Source organism: Desulforegula conservatrix Mb1Pa, from assembly GCF_000426225.1.
GTDB lineage: Bacteria > Desulfobacterota > Desulfobacteria > Desulfobacterales > Desulforegulaceae > Desulforegula > Desulforegula conservatrix.
Window position 1 is genome coordinate 52,088 of sequence record NZ_AUEY01000016.1, and the last position, 16,543, is coordinate 68,630.

Here is a 16,543-nt window from a genome sequence, read left to right on the forward strand (position 1 = left end):
GAGTTCTTTGTGTCTTCCTTCGGATATGACTGGGATGATGATGATATAAGGCGAGAGAAGCATAAAGCCAGAGAACTTAGAAATTCCGAATGGTGGAAGCGCAAGTGCTCCCAGGGGAGATGCCATTATTGCGGGTCTTTGGCCCCTGCGGCTGAACTAACCATGGATCACATTGTCCCGCTTGCAAGGGGCGGCAGATCCACCAAGAATAATGTAGTCCCTGCATGCAAGGAGTGTAATAACAGAAAAAAACTGCTCTTGCCCATGGAGTGGGAAGAATACATACATGGTCTTAATAAAGATGGGCATATCTGATAAAGCATTAACGATGGACTCGCAAAAAGCCGAAAAAGGGCGGCGGCGACATGCCGGACTTGATCCGGAATCCAGGATTCTCAGATACTTCTGGATTCAGACCTGCGCCGGAATGACGAAAGTCGGACTTTTTGCGACGTTGTCATTAATAAAAGCGCCCCAAGCACTCCTTTGAGGCGCTTTTATTTTGAGGCCCGTTATTTTTTTATTCCATATTGTTCCAGGATCTTTTTCATTGTGCCGTCATCAGCCATCTGTTTTATGGCCGCATTGAATTCATCCATGATTTTCTGTCCGTTTGGCAGAGCTTTTGAGATGCAAAGGTAAAGATCCTTATTTTCAAGTCCAGGCTCTACGAACTCAACTTCTCCGGCACTTTCCTTTAATTCTGTTTTTAGCAGATGCTCACCGACATATTTATCGCAGACAATCAGTTCTATCCTTCCTGCAATGAGTTTTTTAAAATTTGTAAGATCGTCCTTTGCTTCATCTTTTTTAAGATATGCAGCCGCGTCGAATTCAGCTGTATTTACATAGCCGCGAACAACGCCGATGCTGTAAGGTTTGAGATCTTCGAGTGTCTTGAATGTTATTTTGCTGCTTTTCTTTTTGAAGAATCCGAGGGGGCCTCCCGGAAATGGAGCTGACAATATGAAATCTTTTTTAAGATCCTCGGAATAGTATTCTGGCAAGTAACCGGCATAATCGCCATCTTTTGCCATTTTTACAGCCCTTGCCCAGGGAAGATAATCTATCTGCGCGATTTTTCCATTTTTTTTAAAAGCCTCAGTTACTATTTCTGCTACATAGCCTCCACCAGGCATTTTAGGGCCTATATATGGTTCCCACTCGAGACTTGCAAGCTTTATTGTCTCGGCAGCCATCAAATTTGAGCAAAGAAAGACCAAGAAGAGAGAAATCATTACAACCATTCTTCTAAACATAAAAACTCCTTTCATTGATTTGGTTTCAGTTTTGCCGGTAAAAAACAAGGATGATATCTGGATTTTATAAATTGAACTTGGGGTGATAAAACTGACAAAGTCTCAAAAGGACCGGCTTTCCTCATTCAGGCCCAGGCCAGCATGACGCCGAAGCTCTTTTTTTTGCTTTTTGCGGGTTCATCAAAATTGACAAGGTCGCAAAAGTCCGATTTCAAGTCATTCCGGCGCAGGCCGTAAGCCAGAAACCTTTGATAATACTGGATGCCGGATCAAGTCCGGCATGACGAAAAAGCCCTAAGGTTGTGTATGCACTGTCTTATTACTTTTAGGTTTTTAAGGAGCTTTTTTATGAAAAATATTAGATAGCTATTGGAGTTATAAAGAATCCCACACTTAACTGGAACAGAGCCAAATTAAAAAGCGCGCCTGGAACAGTTATGAATGCAATTTTGATAAGATCACAAACGCGCTTTTTACAAAGCATTACTATCAAAAGTGATTTCAAATGGGGATATGAAAGAACTCTTTTGCTTGAATGAATATTTATGAAAGAAGAGTCTTCAAGATATCCTCTTTCCCGATAACTCCAACCAGTACTTCATTTTCAACAACAGGTATTGTATGAAATCTTTTGTCCACAATAAGGCTTGCGACTTCTTCAATGGTCGCTTCTGGCGATACTGTTTCAGGATTTTCAGTCATCGCATCCGCAACTGTCATTGCGGACATTTTTTTTATTTCAGCTTCCATATTTTTTACAGAGCCGATTTGGATAAATCCATCAAGAAAGGCGAATACTGATGGCATATTGATTTTTTTCTGCTGGGCAATCAGATCGCTTTGACAGATTATTCCGAGTACCTGACCGTCGTAGTCCAGAACAGGAGCTCCGTTGATATGTCTTTCAAGGAGTAATTTTGCTGCGTCCTTAATTTTCATGTCAGGAGTCATCGTAATTACATCTTTTTCCATTATATCCTTGGCTTTTATCATAATTACGCCTCCTATGATTTAAATTTATGGGTTGAAAACCTTGTTATTCTTATATTTACTCCCAAAACCCATGGCGAGTCAATCTGTTTGATAGTTCTGTTTGATAGTTTTGCTACCGCCAGATAATGATAATGATGAAATATAAGGAAAAAAGTTGATAGTCTCGCAAAGAATCAAAAAAGTCATACGCGCCATCCCTGACTTGATTAGGTTTCCGGTATTTTGAGAGACTTCTGGATTGCGGTCTGCGCCGGAATGAGGCGCGTCTGACTTTTTACGGCTTTGTCTGTCTTGATATAAAATTGGATTGGTCTTTGGTGACAGAAAGGAGGATGGCGCACTTTGGAACCAGTTTATTCGCTCATAAATTGAGAACCTGTACGCCATTAAACCGGAAAATAAATTTTGTGGCTATGCTCAATTCTCAGTAATATTTGAAAAGGTCATGGCCTGAACATTTGTAAGACTCTAAAAATATCAGTATTTTTGTCTACTAACAAAACCACAAAGTTTTTGCGGAGCTTTTTCCAAAAAGCGACCCGCTCGAGGCACTTGCCCTATCAACCTCGAAACAGCCGAAAGAATACGCTTCGTCTGACTTTGGTCTATTGGGTTATATAGCCTCGCCGGAGGCGCCCTGCTTAACGTCGGATTACGGACAAAGGTCGTCCTAATCCGACCTGCGTATCGCCCTTGTTTTGATGGCAAATTAACCTACAAGGCACTTTTTAACTGAAAATCAGGCAAGGCCACAATAAATTTTAATTTCCAGGGACTGTATATGTTGTGCAGCTTCCACCTGAGCAGGATCTTGTTTGCGTGTATGGTGAGGTGGCTGTTGAAGCTGATTTACATGAGGCTCCGCCTCCGTCTTTCATATTGTGGCTTGTAACGCTCAGAACTCTTTCAAACTCCTGGGCGCCGCATTTCGGGCACATAATTTCATCTTCATCACTTGATGATCCCATTACAAGCACTTCCACAAATTCACCGCATTTTACACATTTGAATTCAAAAATTGGCATTTTTTACTCCTGTTACTCCAAGGCAGAGTTTTATAATAAATTTTGAATACATTTATCATTATGAATGAACGTGTCAATGGCTGTATTTATTTTCTGCCCCTGTTTTTGAAAGAAGCTCCCTGGCATGATTAATAGTTGCCTCTGTTATTGTCTGGCCACCTATCATGCGTGCGATCTCATCAACCCTTTCATTTTCTGACAGTTCCTTTATGAGTGTCGTAGTACGGTCGCCAATAATCTGCTTTTCGATGGAAAAGTGGTGGTGTCCGAATTTTGCGATCTGGGCAAGATGCGTTATGCATATAACCTGACGGCCAGAAGAAATGGCGGCTATTTTTTCGCCCACCGCCTCTGCTGTGGCTCCTCCGATTCCTGTGTCAACTTCATCAAAAACAACTGTCTCAACCTGTCCGTCACTTGTCATTGCGGATTTTATGGCAAGCACCACCCTTGAAAGCTCTCCGCCAGAGGCAGTCATGGAAAGGGATTTGAGACTTTCTCCCTTGTTAGGTGCAATCATGAACACAACCTTGTCCATGCCATGATCGTTAAGCTTTAAATCCAGATCAGGAAAAAGGCTTGGTTGAAGAGGGCTCGACGCGAGGTTCGATATCTTGGTGCAGAAAGTTGTTCCTTTCATGTATAGAGACGCCAGTTCGTTCTCCACTGCTTTATCAAGCTTGGCCGCTGTTTTTTTTCTTTTGTCAGATAGCTCTTCGGCAAGTCCGGCAAGTTTGCCATATTTTGCAGCAATATCCTTTTCAAGTCTTATTATTCTTGCGTCAATGTCATCAAGGATTTCGAGCTCTTTTGATATTTCGTCCAGATGGGTTAATATGGACTCAATCGTTCCGCCGTATTTTCTTTTCAGCTTTGTTATGAGATCAAGCCTGTTTTCTATTTCTTCTAGTCTTTCCGGATTTGTTTCAAGCTTGTTCTGATACGTTTGAAGTTCAGATGAAATATCTTCAATCCTGTATATTATCTCATCCGTTTTAGTGATGAATTCTTTAAGTTCTTCATCTGCCTTGGAGGACTTCTCAAGAAGTCTGCGGATTTCCATGAGAGTCGTGAAAGCCGAGTTCTGTCCGGAATAAATACCAGTTAAGCATTCATAGGCAGTCTGCTGAAGCATAACCGAATTTTTGAGTCTGTGGCGCTCCTTAGAGAGTTCTTCATCCTCGCCTTGTTTAAGGGACGCATTTTCTATTTCATTTTTCTGGAACAGAAGCAGCTCATTCTGCTGATTCCTCGAATGATTGAGTTTTTTCAGTCTTTCAAGTTCTTCAGTCATTGGAATGAAGTCATTGAATTCGCTTTGGTATGAGGCTCTTTCTTCGACGAGGTCACCGAACGAATCGAGTATTTCTATATGTTCTTCTTCTTTCATGAGAAGCTGGTGGGCATGCTGGCCGGAAATGCTCGCAAGATGCTCGGATATTTCCGAGAGTATTTGAACAGGCGCGAGCCTGCCATTTATGTAGATCCTGTTTTTGCCTGTTGCGGATATGATCCTTCTGATCATGATTCCGTCATCAATGGCAATGTCATTTCCGCTTATAATCTCAAGTGGCTTGCTGTTTTCCGGTACATGGAAAAGGGCCTGGATTTCTGCTTCTGTGGCGCCGTTCCTGATAAGCGACGCAGATGGTCTGCCTCCAAGAATAAGATTGAGGGCGTTGATTATGATTGATTTACCCGCTCCTGTCTCGCCGCTTAGAATATTTAAGCCTTCGTGGAAAGATATGGTCAGGTCGTCTATAATAGCGAAATTTTTGATATTAAGTTCAGACAGCATGGCTTCCAGAATTTATGTATTTAAATGGTCAGGCTATACCCATTGATGAATAGCGGATATCCAAAAACAGAAATTGTTTAACTGTGGTTTTTATATGATTCCTGTGGATTTTGAAAGATATACTGTGAATGAATTCAAAATTTACTTTTTGGGACGGTTGGTTGACATTCAGCATGCCTGAAGCAGGAGACAAGATGGTCATTTACCATTCCGACCGCCTGCATCATGGCATAAATAATTGTCGGGCCGACAAAGCTGAATCCTTCTTTTTTCAGATCCTTGCTGATTTTTTCAGAAAGCTCTGTGGATGTGGGTATCTCGCTCATGGAATTCCATGTATTAACAATCTGCTTTCCTTCTGTATATCTCCAGAAATAGCTGCTGAAACCACCATGTCTTTCATTTATTTTCATGAAAGCCGAGGCATTTTTAATGGCAGATTCAACTTTTTTCCTGTTTCGTATGATCCCCTCGTTATTAAGCAAGGCTTCTGTTCTGGAATTATCGTATTCAGCTATTTTGGCAGGATTAAAATTGTCAAAAGCCTCTCTGTATGAGTTTCTTTTTTTTAGAACGGTAATCCAGCTGAGACCAGCCTGGGCACCCTCAAGTATAAGAAATTCGAAAAGAGCATTATCGTCAAATACAGGAACTCCCCATTCTTTGTCGTGGTAATCAATATAAATGGGGTCAGGACCTGCCCATGGGCATCTAATTAAATCTGTCTTCAATGTTTACTCCGCATGTTTCTTTTCGATTTTTTTCCTGTAACTCGCAGCCTCTGCATCCCGAACAACAGTGGTTTTTTTTTGTCATTGTCTTTACGAATCTATTAACAAGAAATAATACAGCGGTGGTTATAATTAGAAGTATAAATATTTTTTCGAACATAGTTGCCTCATCTGTTTTTAGCTAAAGATAATTAATCTTATTAAAGCAGTCAATCTTTTTTAGGAGATCCTAAAAAAGATTGTAATAAAAAAGGCACTGCCGTTTGACAGTACCTCTTTGATTATATGAGACTAAGCTGAACCCAATGATTCAGCTGTTGGCTTCTATTCTTATATTTGTCTATACTTCTATTTGCTGACTACTGGCAGAGTCTGTGAATGGTCTGGGCGTGCCATCTTCCCCTTCCGGAGAAAGTAGTATAGTTGTTATTTGTAAGGAAGTCAGCGATTTCATTATAAGTCGCGCCCTTGTCCCTGAGCTCCATGATTTTGTCAAGAACAACGCGTCTTTCATCTGTGATTACGCGTTTTCTTGTTCTTTTTTCAGGCTTTTGAGCAAATACGTCTGCCGGAATTCCTAGGGCTTCAACAAGTGATGTCTGTCCTTCAAATACAGATTTAATAAGATCACCAATCTGATTAATCTGGAAAGCTACGGCCTCAAATGCTTCTGCTTTCCTTTCTTCGGCAATGGCGTTTCTTTCCATCGCAATTGATATTTTTCTCTGGCTGTTTTCAATACCAAGGAGCAAGTCACGGATTGAGTCTATCAGTTCATCTCCCTGGGGCAGCTGGTCTGTCTCCGGTCTGGAGTATGGCTTGTTGTTGCTATAGTAAGAGGACTGTCGTGTATTTCGTCTGTCCATGCTTGCCCTTCTGTCATTCGCATAAGTACCGTTATCATACTGGCGTCTGTTGCCTGCAAATTTCTGTTTTTCATTCTGCTGCTGATTCTGGCCTGGCTGGGCGTTTGTGCGCAGGTTGTGTAAAAAGTCGTTCATTATAAAGCTCCTGGTGTTCCGGGAATATTAACCCCATATGTTGATTACAAATATAAAACGCTGTTTAAGATTTAGATATATAATACAAAAAAATGCAAGTTAAATCGTAATGCTGTTATAAAGATATTAGTAGGTTGCAAAACATATCAGGCTTTTTATGAAAGACTTTTGGTAAAAATAAAAAACCCCCTGGAAAAATACCAGGGGGTTATTTATTGAATTTAGGGCTTAAAATTTGTAGTTCATTGTTGCGCTGTATCCCCAAAGATTGCCGTCTGCTTCGAGTGTTACATCTCTTGCGCCATTGTCAAGGCCGTATTTCATGAGAGGGTTGTATGTATCATTCAGGTTATGACCGCTCTCCCCGCCAATTATTCTTCCAGCTTCTGCTATGGCATACTGGAGGGCGGTATCAATCGTGATGTTTTTTCCGCAGTTGAAACCAAGACCTATTGAATAGGTTTTTCTGTCAGCGTCAGGCCACATGATGTCAAATGTATCGTCTGGTATCGGGGACGGATCGTAAAAATATCCGGCTCTTACGGTCATGTAATCAAGGGCTTTCCATTCTATGCCGAGTCTGAGCTGATTGGTGTTGTTCCAGTCCCTGTCATATGTTTTTTCCGTGACAGTCGGAACTATAAGATAAGGCTTGAAGTATTCTCTCTGGTATTCATTGTGTCTCCAGTATGTCCACACTACGTCAGCTTCCATTGATACTTTGTCATTCGGCTGATATCTTACGCCGGCCTGGATCTGATCAGGATGGTCATAATCCAGTTCTGCATTTGCCACTTTTACATTGTTGATTTTAAGCGGGCCGTCAAATTCTGCATCTGCCTTGCTTCTGTATGTAAGGCCGAGCGAGACGCTATTTACTGGTTTATACATGAATCCGATATTGAAGGAATAGTTGAAATCGTCTTCCATCTCGGCTTTCATAAGGCTGTCATTGTATGAATTTGTGGTCTGGACAAGAAGGAGGGACTGATAGGTCGAGTCGGGGATTGCAGCCAGTGCCGGAGGTTTTGTTGCCGGAAGAGTACCGCCCACCATTGTCATTATTGCGTTCGCCTTAGCTGCCGCTGCCGCTGATGACATGCCTTGGTCAATAAATCCCTTGGTCATTGCCTGGGTGGCGGTGGTCGGATAATAGACCACTCTTTCCGCTCCTGATTTGGATTTTCCAAGAGAAACGCCAAGACCGATTGAAAACTGGTCGTTCACTTTATATGCTACTGTTGGTGTTACAACTTCTCTCATATAATATGAATGGAACCAGTTGTAAGCGGCCGGGTTCTTTGTCGTATTAGGGCTCCATTCCACATCAAGTCCGTAGGGGACATAAGCGGCCATACCAATCGATATCTGCTTGTTTACGGGCATAGCAAAACCCATATGAGGAACGAATAGATCATCTGATTCGTCTGCTATTCCTGTAGGTCCAAAGACCGGATTCCCGTCACTTCCCTCAACCGTGAATTTGTGTGCTTTCAAATTTGGGTCCATGACTGATAAGCCTGTAGATAACATTGGGCTGTCAATCTGGGTAAGGCCAGCCGGGTTGTAGTATGCTGCATAAGGATCGTTGGCTGTGGCAGAAAATGCTCCGCCCAATGCAGTTGCCCTGGCGCCTATTCCAAAGGATTCAACATTGCCTGCAAAAGATTGGCCTGTCATGGTTAGAAGAATGGCAGAAACCGTTATAAATTTTTTCATTTTCCCTCCTTGCCTTTGCGTTGTTATATCGCCAGAAAGAATGTCCTTTTTATGGCTCCAAGGCGTTAATTTCCGGTCAATCGGTATAACTCATCCATTTGAGTACGATTACAGTAAAACTATTTACCAGCTTAATAATCTAAGATCAACTAAATAAACCATGTTTATCAAGCAGGTGTTAAATTTGGTAAAATTTGAGTTTATTCCTGCTCTTTATTATATATGGCATCAATATGGCCTGGGCATGCCATATAAATATGCTTAACTACTCGGTTTTATGGCCGATAAATCAGGAGGTATATGCTCATGATTGCATGGAGAAAAATATTGAGGCCGCGTCTTGAAATTGCCTTTTGCCAAAGTCACAAAAAGTCAGATTCCCGTCATTCCGGCGCAGGCCGGAACCCAGAAGATATGAAAATACAAAGATGCCGGATCAGCTCCTGCATGACGCTGAAGCAACGCGAGACCATCAAAATATAATCAGGCTTTGCTGGTATGTTGGAGAGGATCTTTATGATGAAAAAAGCCTCCGGACCAAGATAATCCGGAGGCTTAAAAAAAGTGATCTTAATGATATTTCTAGAATTTATAGTTTACAGTTGAAGAAAAGCCCCAAAGATGGCCGTCGCATTCCGCGTTTACGTTTCTTGATCCATTATCAAGGCCATATTTTTTGAGCGGATTATATGTTTCGTTGAGGTTATTGCTTTCTCCACCAATTATTCTTGATGTTTCAGCTATCGCGTACTGCATGCCTGCGTCAAGTGTCCAGTTTTCACCGAAATCAAAACCAGCGCCTATTGAGTAGGTCTTTTTGTCAGCGTCAGGCCACATCATGTCAAATGTGTCATCTGGTATTGGAGATGGATCATAGAAGTATCCTGCTCTTAAAGTCATAAAGTCAAGAGCCTGCCATTCAATACCGAGACGGACCTGGTTTGTGTTATTCCAGTCTCTTTCATATTTTTTTGAAGTTACGTTTGGAAGGACAAGGTACGGGCTGAATTCTTCTGTCTGGTATTCGTTATGTCTCCAATATGTCCATACAAGGTCAGCTTCCATGGATACCTTGTCATGCGGCTTATAGCGTATACCTGCCTGGATCTGATCAGGGTGGTCATATTCCATTTCAAGATTTGCAACCTTTACGTTGTTGATTCTGACATCACCGTCAAAGTCAGCATCAGTCTTGCTTCTGTAGGTCAAGCCGAGGCTTACCGAGTTTATGGGTTTGTACATGAAGCCTACGTTGAAAGAATAGTTTACATCATCTTCCATTTCTGCTTCGAAAATACCGTCGTGGACAGAATTTGCGGCCTGAACAAGAAGCAGTGACTGATAGCTCGCATCAGGCATAGCCGCAAGGGCCGCAGGTTTGGTTTGTGGGAGGGTTCCGCCCACCATTGTCATTATTGCTGTCGTTTGGGCAGTGGCCGCCGCAGCTGACATTCCCTGATCCATGAAGCCCTTGGTCATTGCCTGGGCTGCGGTGGTGGGATAATTAATTACTCTGCTTGCGCCTGATTTAGACTTACCAATTGAAACGCCAACACCCAAAGAGAATTTTTCATTTATCTTGTATGCTACGCTTGGGGTTACAACTTCACGAGTATAGTAGGAATGAAAAAAGTTGTAAGCTGCTGGGTTTTTTGTCGTGTTTGGGCTCCACTCAATGTCAAGTCCATAAGGTACGTATCCTGCTATTCCAATGGACATGTTTTTGCCAACAGGCATTGCAAAGCCTGCGTGTGGAACATAAAGATCGTCTGATTCATCGGACATTCCGGATGGCCCGTAATTAAGTCCTCCGTCCTTGTTCTCGACCTCGAATTTGTGAATCTTCAGTTCTGGATTAAGCATTGTAACACCGGCTGATAACATTGGCCTGTCAATTTGAGTGAGGCCTGCCGGGTTGTAATAGGTTGCAAAAGGATCGTCAGCAGTCGCAGTAAATGCTCCGCCTAGAGTAGCCGCCCTTGTTCCAATGCCGAAAGTGTCAACGCAGCCTGCGTGGGCTGATGCTGACATGGCTAATATTGTGGCTGAAATAACAAAAAATTTTTTCACAAATCCTCCTTACCCGCATTGTTTGGTTTCAGAAAACAGAAATGTTACCATGGTTGTAATGGATATCGATGTAAACCTTTGGCGCTTACTGTTTCATAGGGACTTTTCATATGTTAAGAAGTCAACCTTTGTCAATACCTCAATCCTCGGTAAATCACATGAACATTGATTTTTTTAGGGTGGAAAATTTATGGTCTCGTAAAAAGTCAAAAAAAGGCGGCGGCGTCATGCCGGACTTGATGGGGCATCTTTGTAATTTCAGCCATTTCTGGATTCAGGTTTTCACCGGAATGACGGTGATAGGACTTTCTGCGACCTTGCCAAAACTATATCGTCGAAAGAATAAAGTGGATCAATATTCGGATGGTGATAATGCTTTTATTTGATTTGCGCGATCCGGGGCTTATTGAAGGGAATGCCGGACACAGGTCTGGTGTGCCCGGCATGGTTTTTTTATTTTATGACTTTGGCTATTTTTTCAGGCAGCTTGATTCCTGCAAGATATCCTTTGCTCTTGAATGCTGATTCAATGGACGCAGCAAAAACTATGTCTTTCAGCCCGTCACCGTCAACATCGTAAAGACAGAAATCATGTATGCCGCCAGGGATAGCTTCCGAGCTCCATATTTCCTTGAGGCCTATTCCTGACCAACCATATATTATGGCCTTGCCGCTTGTGAATTTTTTATACCCTGACAGCATTCCCTTTGCGATGTCCTCGTTTTTTACGGTGAGAATGTATGTCCTGCCGCTCTGGTCGCAGAAACCTATCAATCTTTGCTTGAAGTATTTTCTTTCGGTTTCGTCTTTCTTGCTTCCCTCCATCTGCTTTTCCATGGACTCCATGCTACCGCCGAATTTCTCATCGCCCTCCCATTCGGCTTCGCCTTTCTCGTTTCTTAGTGCCATCTTGCTGTCGCTGTCATAGTTTAACCACATATTGGCCGGTTTTTCGGTTATCTGGCCAAATATAAAGTTGTCAAGATGGATATCCGTAGGGCTTTTGAATACCGTTCTGTCATCCAGGCTTTTGCCAGTAATCTGGAATATCTCTCCTGAATAAAGATTGTTGCCCCTGTCTTCTTTCTGTATCAAAAGGATTTTCTTGCATTTAAAATACGCAGTCGCTGAAAAGAAACCGGATTCAGATTTTGAAGGGACAAGTTTGCCTCCTTCAATAGTATTTGATGATACCACCGGAGACATGAAGTTGGTGTTCAAGCATGTGGTGAAAATTTCGTCTTTACCGTCACCGTCCATGTCAATGGCGTCCACGCGGAGATTGCGTTGGCCTGCGGGAGGTTCTGATTTGCTCGAAAGCTCGATTGTGTTTTTTGCTTTTTTATAAAAAAGAGTCTGGTTTCTGGTAAGGGCCACAATCTCTGGTTGTGTGTTCTTGCCCAGATTGACCGGAGCTATGCTGATGATCCTTTCGTCTACTCCGGCCGTTTTGAAGATGAGGGTTTTTTCTATCGGGTCGATAAGTATAAGGCTTTCCGCATTTTGGGAATCTGTCTTGGTTGCAGGGAGAAGGGACTGATCATCGGGGGCCGGCAATTGAGGCTGAACAGGAGCGGTCACCTGGACAGGAGGTGGAGTTACCTTGGGAGAAGCTGCGGATGGTGCTTCGATCTGGCCGGGTTTTTTTGATGAAATCCATGATTTAATGGATTGGGTCGAGCCGTTTATGGCCTCTGGAATCTCTTCCTGCTTGTTGATGATTTTGCTGTAGGCCTGGACAGATGAAGCGGTTTTTGCGTCAATCAGCCTTATGCTGAGATTCGAGGTTTTGCCGAATACGGCCATACCACCGGTTACGGCATAATCTGAGCCTTCCTTTATGGCTTTCTGGGCGGCGTCCTTGTCATCTGCGGGCGCATTAGGACTCGATACGGCTATTATCGTATCTTTTTCAATGAGCTGGGCAAGCATTATTTCCTGTATTGCCCTGGAAAGATCTTCCGCTTCTTTTCCACCAGACGGTTTAAGCGGGAAAACAGAGATTTTTGTTTTTGATTCGGCAATGGCAGTTCCAGCTGTGAATGCCAGTAAACATAATACTGCGATGGTCTTTTTCATTATATAGCTCCAATAAATGATTTTTTACCTCATGAACAAATAAGCAAATTGATGCTTTTTGCAAGTTTTTTTAGTTTTTAATATAAAATAAGCCCCACTTTAATAAATCCTGAACATAAACAGCGTTTAAACCAATTCGTAACATGTGGTTGGTTTTCATGCATTGAAACAATAAAACCGTGTTTTTTAAAGGGAAACATCGTTATTGCGGCTAAAAACATGGTTGACAATTATTGCTGCAATTGCTAAGCAGTCAGACAATCAAGTCGTAAAATGACCTTTTTGTTTTTGTTAGTTAATAAAAGAAAAATGCAACCTGTAAGGTTTGTTAGAGCTAACCAAATTCTTAAGGAGAGGAAAATGAAAAGATTTTGTTCAGTGCTTCTTGCATCGGCGGTGGTGGCCTCTGCTGTTCCTGCAATGGCGTTTGAAAACCAGTTTGGTGGTTATTGGCGTACTCGCGCTTTTACCCAGAGAGATTTCGCAGCTGATGAAAAAGCAGATTCCAGCCGTACAGACAGCAGGACCAGGCTTTATTACACAGCTGAATTCAGCAAGAACTTCAAGCTTGTAAACAAGTTTGAAATGGATGCAATATGGGGTTCAAAAGAGTATTTTGACAGACCAGCTGCTGCAAACAAGCCAGGCAGCGGCGCAATAGGCGCGGATTCAATTTCCGTTGAAGTTAAAAACACCTATGCTGATTTCGCTTTTGATCTTGTAAACGATGCGAAGCTTGGCTTCAAGCTCGGTACACAGGGAACTGTAATCAGCCGTGGTTTCCTTTTCAATGATGATTTTTCCGGTGCAATTGTTTCTTATGACATGAACAAGGATATCAAGATACCTTTCATATGGATCAAGGCAAATGAAGGCGGCCCTGGTATAAATACTGCCGGTGATAAACTTAATGACGAAGACATCGACGTATATGCGCTTTCTCCTGAGTTCAAGCTTGGCAAAGCTGCAATGATCAATCCTCTTTTTGCATATCAGAAACAGGAATCTACAAATAGCGATATATACACTATGGGCCTCAACGCTGATATGACCGCAGATGCTTTCAAGGCATGGTTTACAGGTATATATCAGAATGGAACAATCATGTCAGGAACAGTTGATATGGATCTTGCTTCATACCTTGTTGCCCTTGGTGCTGAGTACAATATCGGCAAGCTTAATCTTAATGCCCAGGGCTTTTACGCTTCAGGCGATGACGATGCAACTGACGATGAAATGAATGGCTTTGTAGGTTTCGCTAACTCTGGCGGAGCTATTAATGCCGGTCAGGATTATCACTGGTCTGAAATCATGGGTGGTGGTATATTCGACAGCAACGTATCAAATGGCATAGGCAAATATGGTTATAACAGCGTAACCAATATTACAGCAGCAAAAATAGGCGCTTCTTACAAGGCAATGGACAAGCTGACCGTTTATGGCGACATCTGGTATGCAAAGCTTTCTGAAGTTGCAAAAGGTCAGGATGACGAACTTGGTACAGAATTCGACCTCAGAGCGAGATATATGCTTTTCGAAAATCTTGCTCTTGATGTTGTTGGTGCTTACCTTGCAGCTGGCGATGCTACTAACAAAGATGATAATCCATACGAAGTTGGTACCCAGCTTGAGCTTAAGTTCTAATTTGAGTTAAAGTTTTTCCAAAGCATATTTAAAAAAAGCCCGCTCTCCGAGTCATGGAGATGTGGGCTTTTTTTGTTTTAGGAAATCTTGACTTGACACCTGTGTCAGGGAGAAGCTAAGTTATCATGGCTGATTGAGCGGGATCGGCATTTTACTATTAGCCTACTGAAATAGTGAGTTGTGTTTTATTAGAATAACTTAATAAGGTTTGAGGAGAGTAGATTATGAAAAAATTTTTGATTGCCGCTTCAGTGTTTGTGGCAGGACTGACAGCTTCATCTGCTTTTGCATTTGAAAATCAGTTTGGCGGTGAGTGGTATTCAAGGGCGTATGTTCAGAGAAATTTTGGTTTTAAAGACGTATATGCGCCGGGTGAAAAGAAATCAATGGAAGATAGAGACACAAGCGTAGCTGATTCACGAACCAGACTTTTCTACACCGCAAAGTTCAACGACAGATTCATGCTTGTGAACAAGTTTGAAATGGGTGATCAGATTTGGGGGGACAATTCAAAGGCGACCAGCAATTATGGAAAGATAGGTGCAGACGGAATCGCTGTTGAGGTAAAAAACACCTATGCTGATTTCACCCCTGTCGATAATCTTAATTTCAAGGTTGGTACTCAGGGAACTATTCTTTCCAGAAGTTTCCTTTTTGACGATGATTTTGCCGGCGCAGTTGTCACGTATGATTTTGGCAATACAAAGCTTCCTTTCCTCTGGATGAAATATAATGAAGGCGGCCCAGGCAAGGATAAGAATGATGAAGATATGGATGCTTATGTTCTTAATCCTGAAATAGCAATGGGCAAAATAACCATCAATCCAATGGTTATGTATATGACCCAGGATACTGATCCAAACAAGGTATACGATTCAAGGGATATTTATTATCTTGCCCTTAATGCCGATCTTAAAACCGACAATGCAAAGGCATGGTTCACAGGTATATACCAGGGCGGTACAGAAGAAGTTTATGCATCCAACACAGATATAGATGTTTCAGCATATCTCCTTGCAGTTGGTGGTGAAGTTAGTCTCGGCAAGGCCGGTCTTCATGGCCAGGTGTTCTATGCTTCTGGTGATGATAACGCAGCTGACACTGACCAGGAAGCTTTTATCGCACCCCAGGGACGATCATACTATTGGTCTGAAATCATGGGTTATGGCATATTCGATAATCAGTTTTCAAACAACTCACCTGGCGACGGCATAACAAATATCACAGCAGCAAACCTTGGCGCATCCTTCCAGGCAATGCCAAAACTCACACTTTTTGCTGATGTGTGGTATGCCCAGCTTGTTGAGGACGTTCTTGCTTATAATGGCAAGATGGAAAACGAACTTGGCCTCGAAGTTGACCTCAGGGCTCAGTATATGATTTACGAGAACCTCGCTCTTGATGTAGTTGGCGCTTATCTTGCTGCCGGCGACGCGACAGGCGAAGATGATCCGATGGAAATCGGTACAAGACTTGAACTCAAGTTCTAAGAACTTAAGATCATAAATAAATCAAAAAAGCCTGCTTCCGAAAGGAAGCAGGCTTTTTTGTTTATCAGATAAAGTTGATGTCCGTATGCTTGAAAGTGAGATTAGATATTCCATGCGAGTGAAAAATTGAATCTTACTGATTTAGCGCTGAAAGCCTTTTTGGTGCGCAAGCCTTGTGGCTTGAGCACCCCACGACCAGATATTTTTCAATCGAAGATTTTGGATTTTTAAATTTGACAAAGTCTCAAAAAGTCAGATTTTCGTTATTCTGGGGCAGACCGGAATCCAGAAGTACCTGAAAATACAAAGATGGCTTATCAAGTCCGGCATGGCGCTGGCGTTCATTTCAGATTCTTTGCAAGGCCATCAGATTTTAATTACAATCAAAAATCCATAAGTTTTTTGCGGAGCTTTTTTACAAAAAAGCGATCCGCCGGAGGCCCAGGATTTTTGATTTTCGATCGATTGTTTTTGAGATATTATACCAAATCTATTTCAAAAGTGCATTAATTATCCATGGCCACGCAACAATAGATCTGACTTTTTGCTGGTCAAGCTCCATTGAAAGCAATGATGATTCCAAGTGTTTTTCAAGAGAAAAAATGCTGTCAAAAACCTTGTTATGGAAATATTTTTCACGAAGCTCATCCCAAAGATGCTCAACGGGATTAAGTTCTGGTGAATATGGAGGCAGGTGAAGCAATTTCATATTCTCAGGGGGTATAAGGGTTCCT

At 42.2% G+C, this 16,543-nt stretch carries 15 protein-coding genes; 4 read left to right on the forward strand and 11 right to left on the reverse strand.

What is annotated here, in order from left to right; translation table 11 throughout:
• The first annotated feature begins 9 nt into the window (after positions 1-9).
• A complete protein-coding gene (locus K245_RS0108305) occupies positions 10-315 on the forward strand; it encodes an HNH endonuclease (RefSeq protein WP_027358915.1) in 306 nt (101 codons plus the stop codon).
• Positions 316-512: 197 nt separating this feature from the next.
• Here K245_RS0108305 and K245_RS23635 read toward each other — a convergent pair whose 3' ends face one another.
• The 9 genes from K245_RS23635 to K245_RS0108365 form a co-directional block, all read right to left on the reverse strand.
• Positions 513-1,259, reverse strand: a complete 747-nt coding sequence (locus tag K245_RS23635) for a substrate-binding periplasmic protein (protein ID WP_035276791.1) — start codon at positions 1,257-1,259, stop codon at positions 513-515.
• Between the two features lie 543 nt (positions 1,260-1,802).
• Positions 1,803-2,252, reverse strand: a complete 450-nt coding sequence (locus tag K245_RS0108325) for a CBS domain-containing protein (protein ID WP_027358917.1) — start codon at positions 2,250-2,252, stop codon at positions 1,803-1,805.
• 761 nt (positions 2,253-3,013) lie between these two features.
• Positions 3,014-3,277, reverse strand: coding sequence for an FmdB family zinc ribbon protein (locus tag K245_RS0108330; protein WP_027358918.1), 264 nt, complete (start codon positions 3,275-3,277; stop codon positions 3,014-3,016).
• 73 nt (positions 3,278-3,350) lie between these two features.
• Positions 3,351-5,075 (reverse strand): DNA repair protein RecN, encoded by a 1,725-nt coding sequence (gene recN, locus K245_RS0108335; RefSeq protein WP_027358919.1) that lies wholly within the window; start codon positions 5,073-5,075, stop codon positions 3,351-3,353.
• A gap of 134 nt (positions 5,076-5,209) precedes the next feature.
• Positions 5,210-5,806 carry a DNA-3-methyladenine glycosylase I gene (locus K245_RS0108340; RefSeq protein ID WP_027358920.1) on the reverse strand — a complete coding sequence of 199 codons (597 nt, stop codon included), beginning with the start codon at positions 5,804-5,806 and terminating at the stop codon, positions 5,210-5,212.
• Positions 5,787-5,966 (reverse strand): FeoB-associated Cys-rich membrane protein, encoded by a 180-nt coding sequence (locus K245_RS28545; protein ID WP_027358921.1) that lies wholly within the window; start codon positions 5,964-5,966, stop codon positions 5,787-5,789. Before K245_RS28545 ends, K245_RS0108340 begins: the two co-directional genes overlap by 20 nt.
• Before the next feature lie 199 nt (positions 5,967-6,165).
• Complete coding sequence (locus tag K245_RS0108350; RefSeq protein WP_027358922.1) at positions 6,166-6,807, reverse strand: hypothetical protein; 642 nt, start codon at positions 6,805-6,807, stop codon at positions 6,166-6,168.
• A 228-nt stretch (positions 6,808-7,035) separates the two neighbouring features.
• A complete protein-coding gene (locus K245_RS0108355; protein WP_027358923.1) occupies positions 7,036-8,526 on the reverse strand; it encodes an OmpP1/FadL family transporter in 1,491 nt (496 codons plus the stop codon).
• 582 nt (positions 8,527-9,108) lie between these two features.
• Entirely contained in the window at positions 9,109-10,596 is a 1,488-nt protein-coding gene (locus tag K245_RS0108365; RefSeq protein ID WP_027358925.1) for an OmpP1/FadL family transporter, read from the reverse strand.
• A 158-nt stretch (positions 10,597-10,754) separates the two neighbouring features.
• On the opposite strand from K245_RS0108365, the gene K245_RS0108370 reads away from it, so the two are divergent.
• Positions 10,755-10,982, forward strand: coding sequence for a hypothetical protein (locus tag K245_RS0108370; protein WP_027358926.1), 228 nt, complete (start codon positions 10,755-10,757; stop codon positions 10,980-10,982).
• Between the two features lie 67 nt (positions 10,983-11,049).
• On the opposite strand, the gene K245_RS0108375 is transcribed toward K245_RS0108370, so the two are convergent.
• A complete protein-coding gene (locus K245_RS0108375) occupies positions 11,050-12,675 on the reverse strand; it encodes an FG-GAP repeat domain-containing protein (protein WP_027358927.1) in 1,626 nt (541 codons plus the stop codon).
• A 360-nt stretch (positions 12,676-13,035) separates the two neighbouring features.
• Here K245_RS0108375 and K245_RS0108380 point away from each other — a divergent pair, with 360 nt between their 5' ends.
• Both K245_RS0108380 and K245_RS0108385 read left to right on the forward strand, forming a co-directional pair.
• Positions 13,036-14,319, forward strand: a complete 1,284-nt coding sequence (locus tag K245_RS0108380; protein WP_027358928.1) for an alginate export family protein — start codon at positions 13,036-13,038, stop codon at positions 14,317-14,319.
• 224 nt (positions 14,320-14,543) lie between these two features.
• Positions 14,544-15,809: an alginate export family protein gene (locus tag K245_RS0108385; protein ID WP_027358929.1), complete on the forward strand. Its 1,266-nt coding sequence runs from the start codon at positions 14,544-14,546 to the stop codon at positions 15,807-15,809.
• Positions 15,810-16,299: 490 nt separating this feature from the next.
• Here K245_RS0108385 and K245_RS28035 read toward each other — a convergent pair.
• The coding region (locus K245_RS28035; RefSeq protein WP_035276807.1) for a transposase at positions 16,300-16,543 on the reverse strand (244 nt) is incomplete at its 5' end.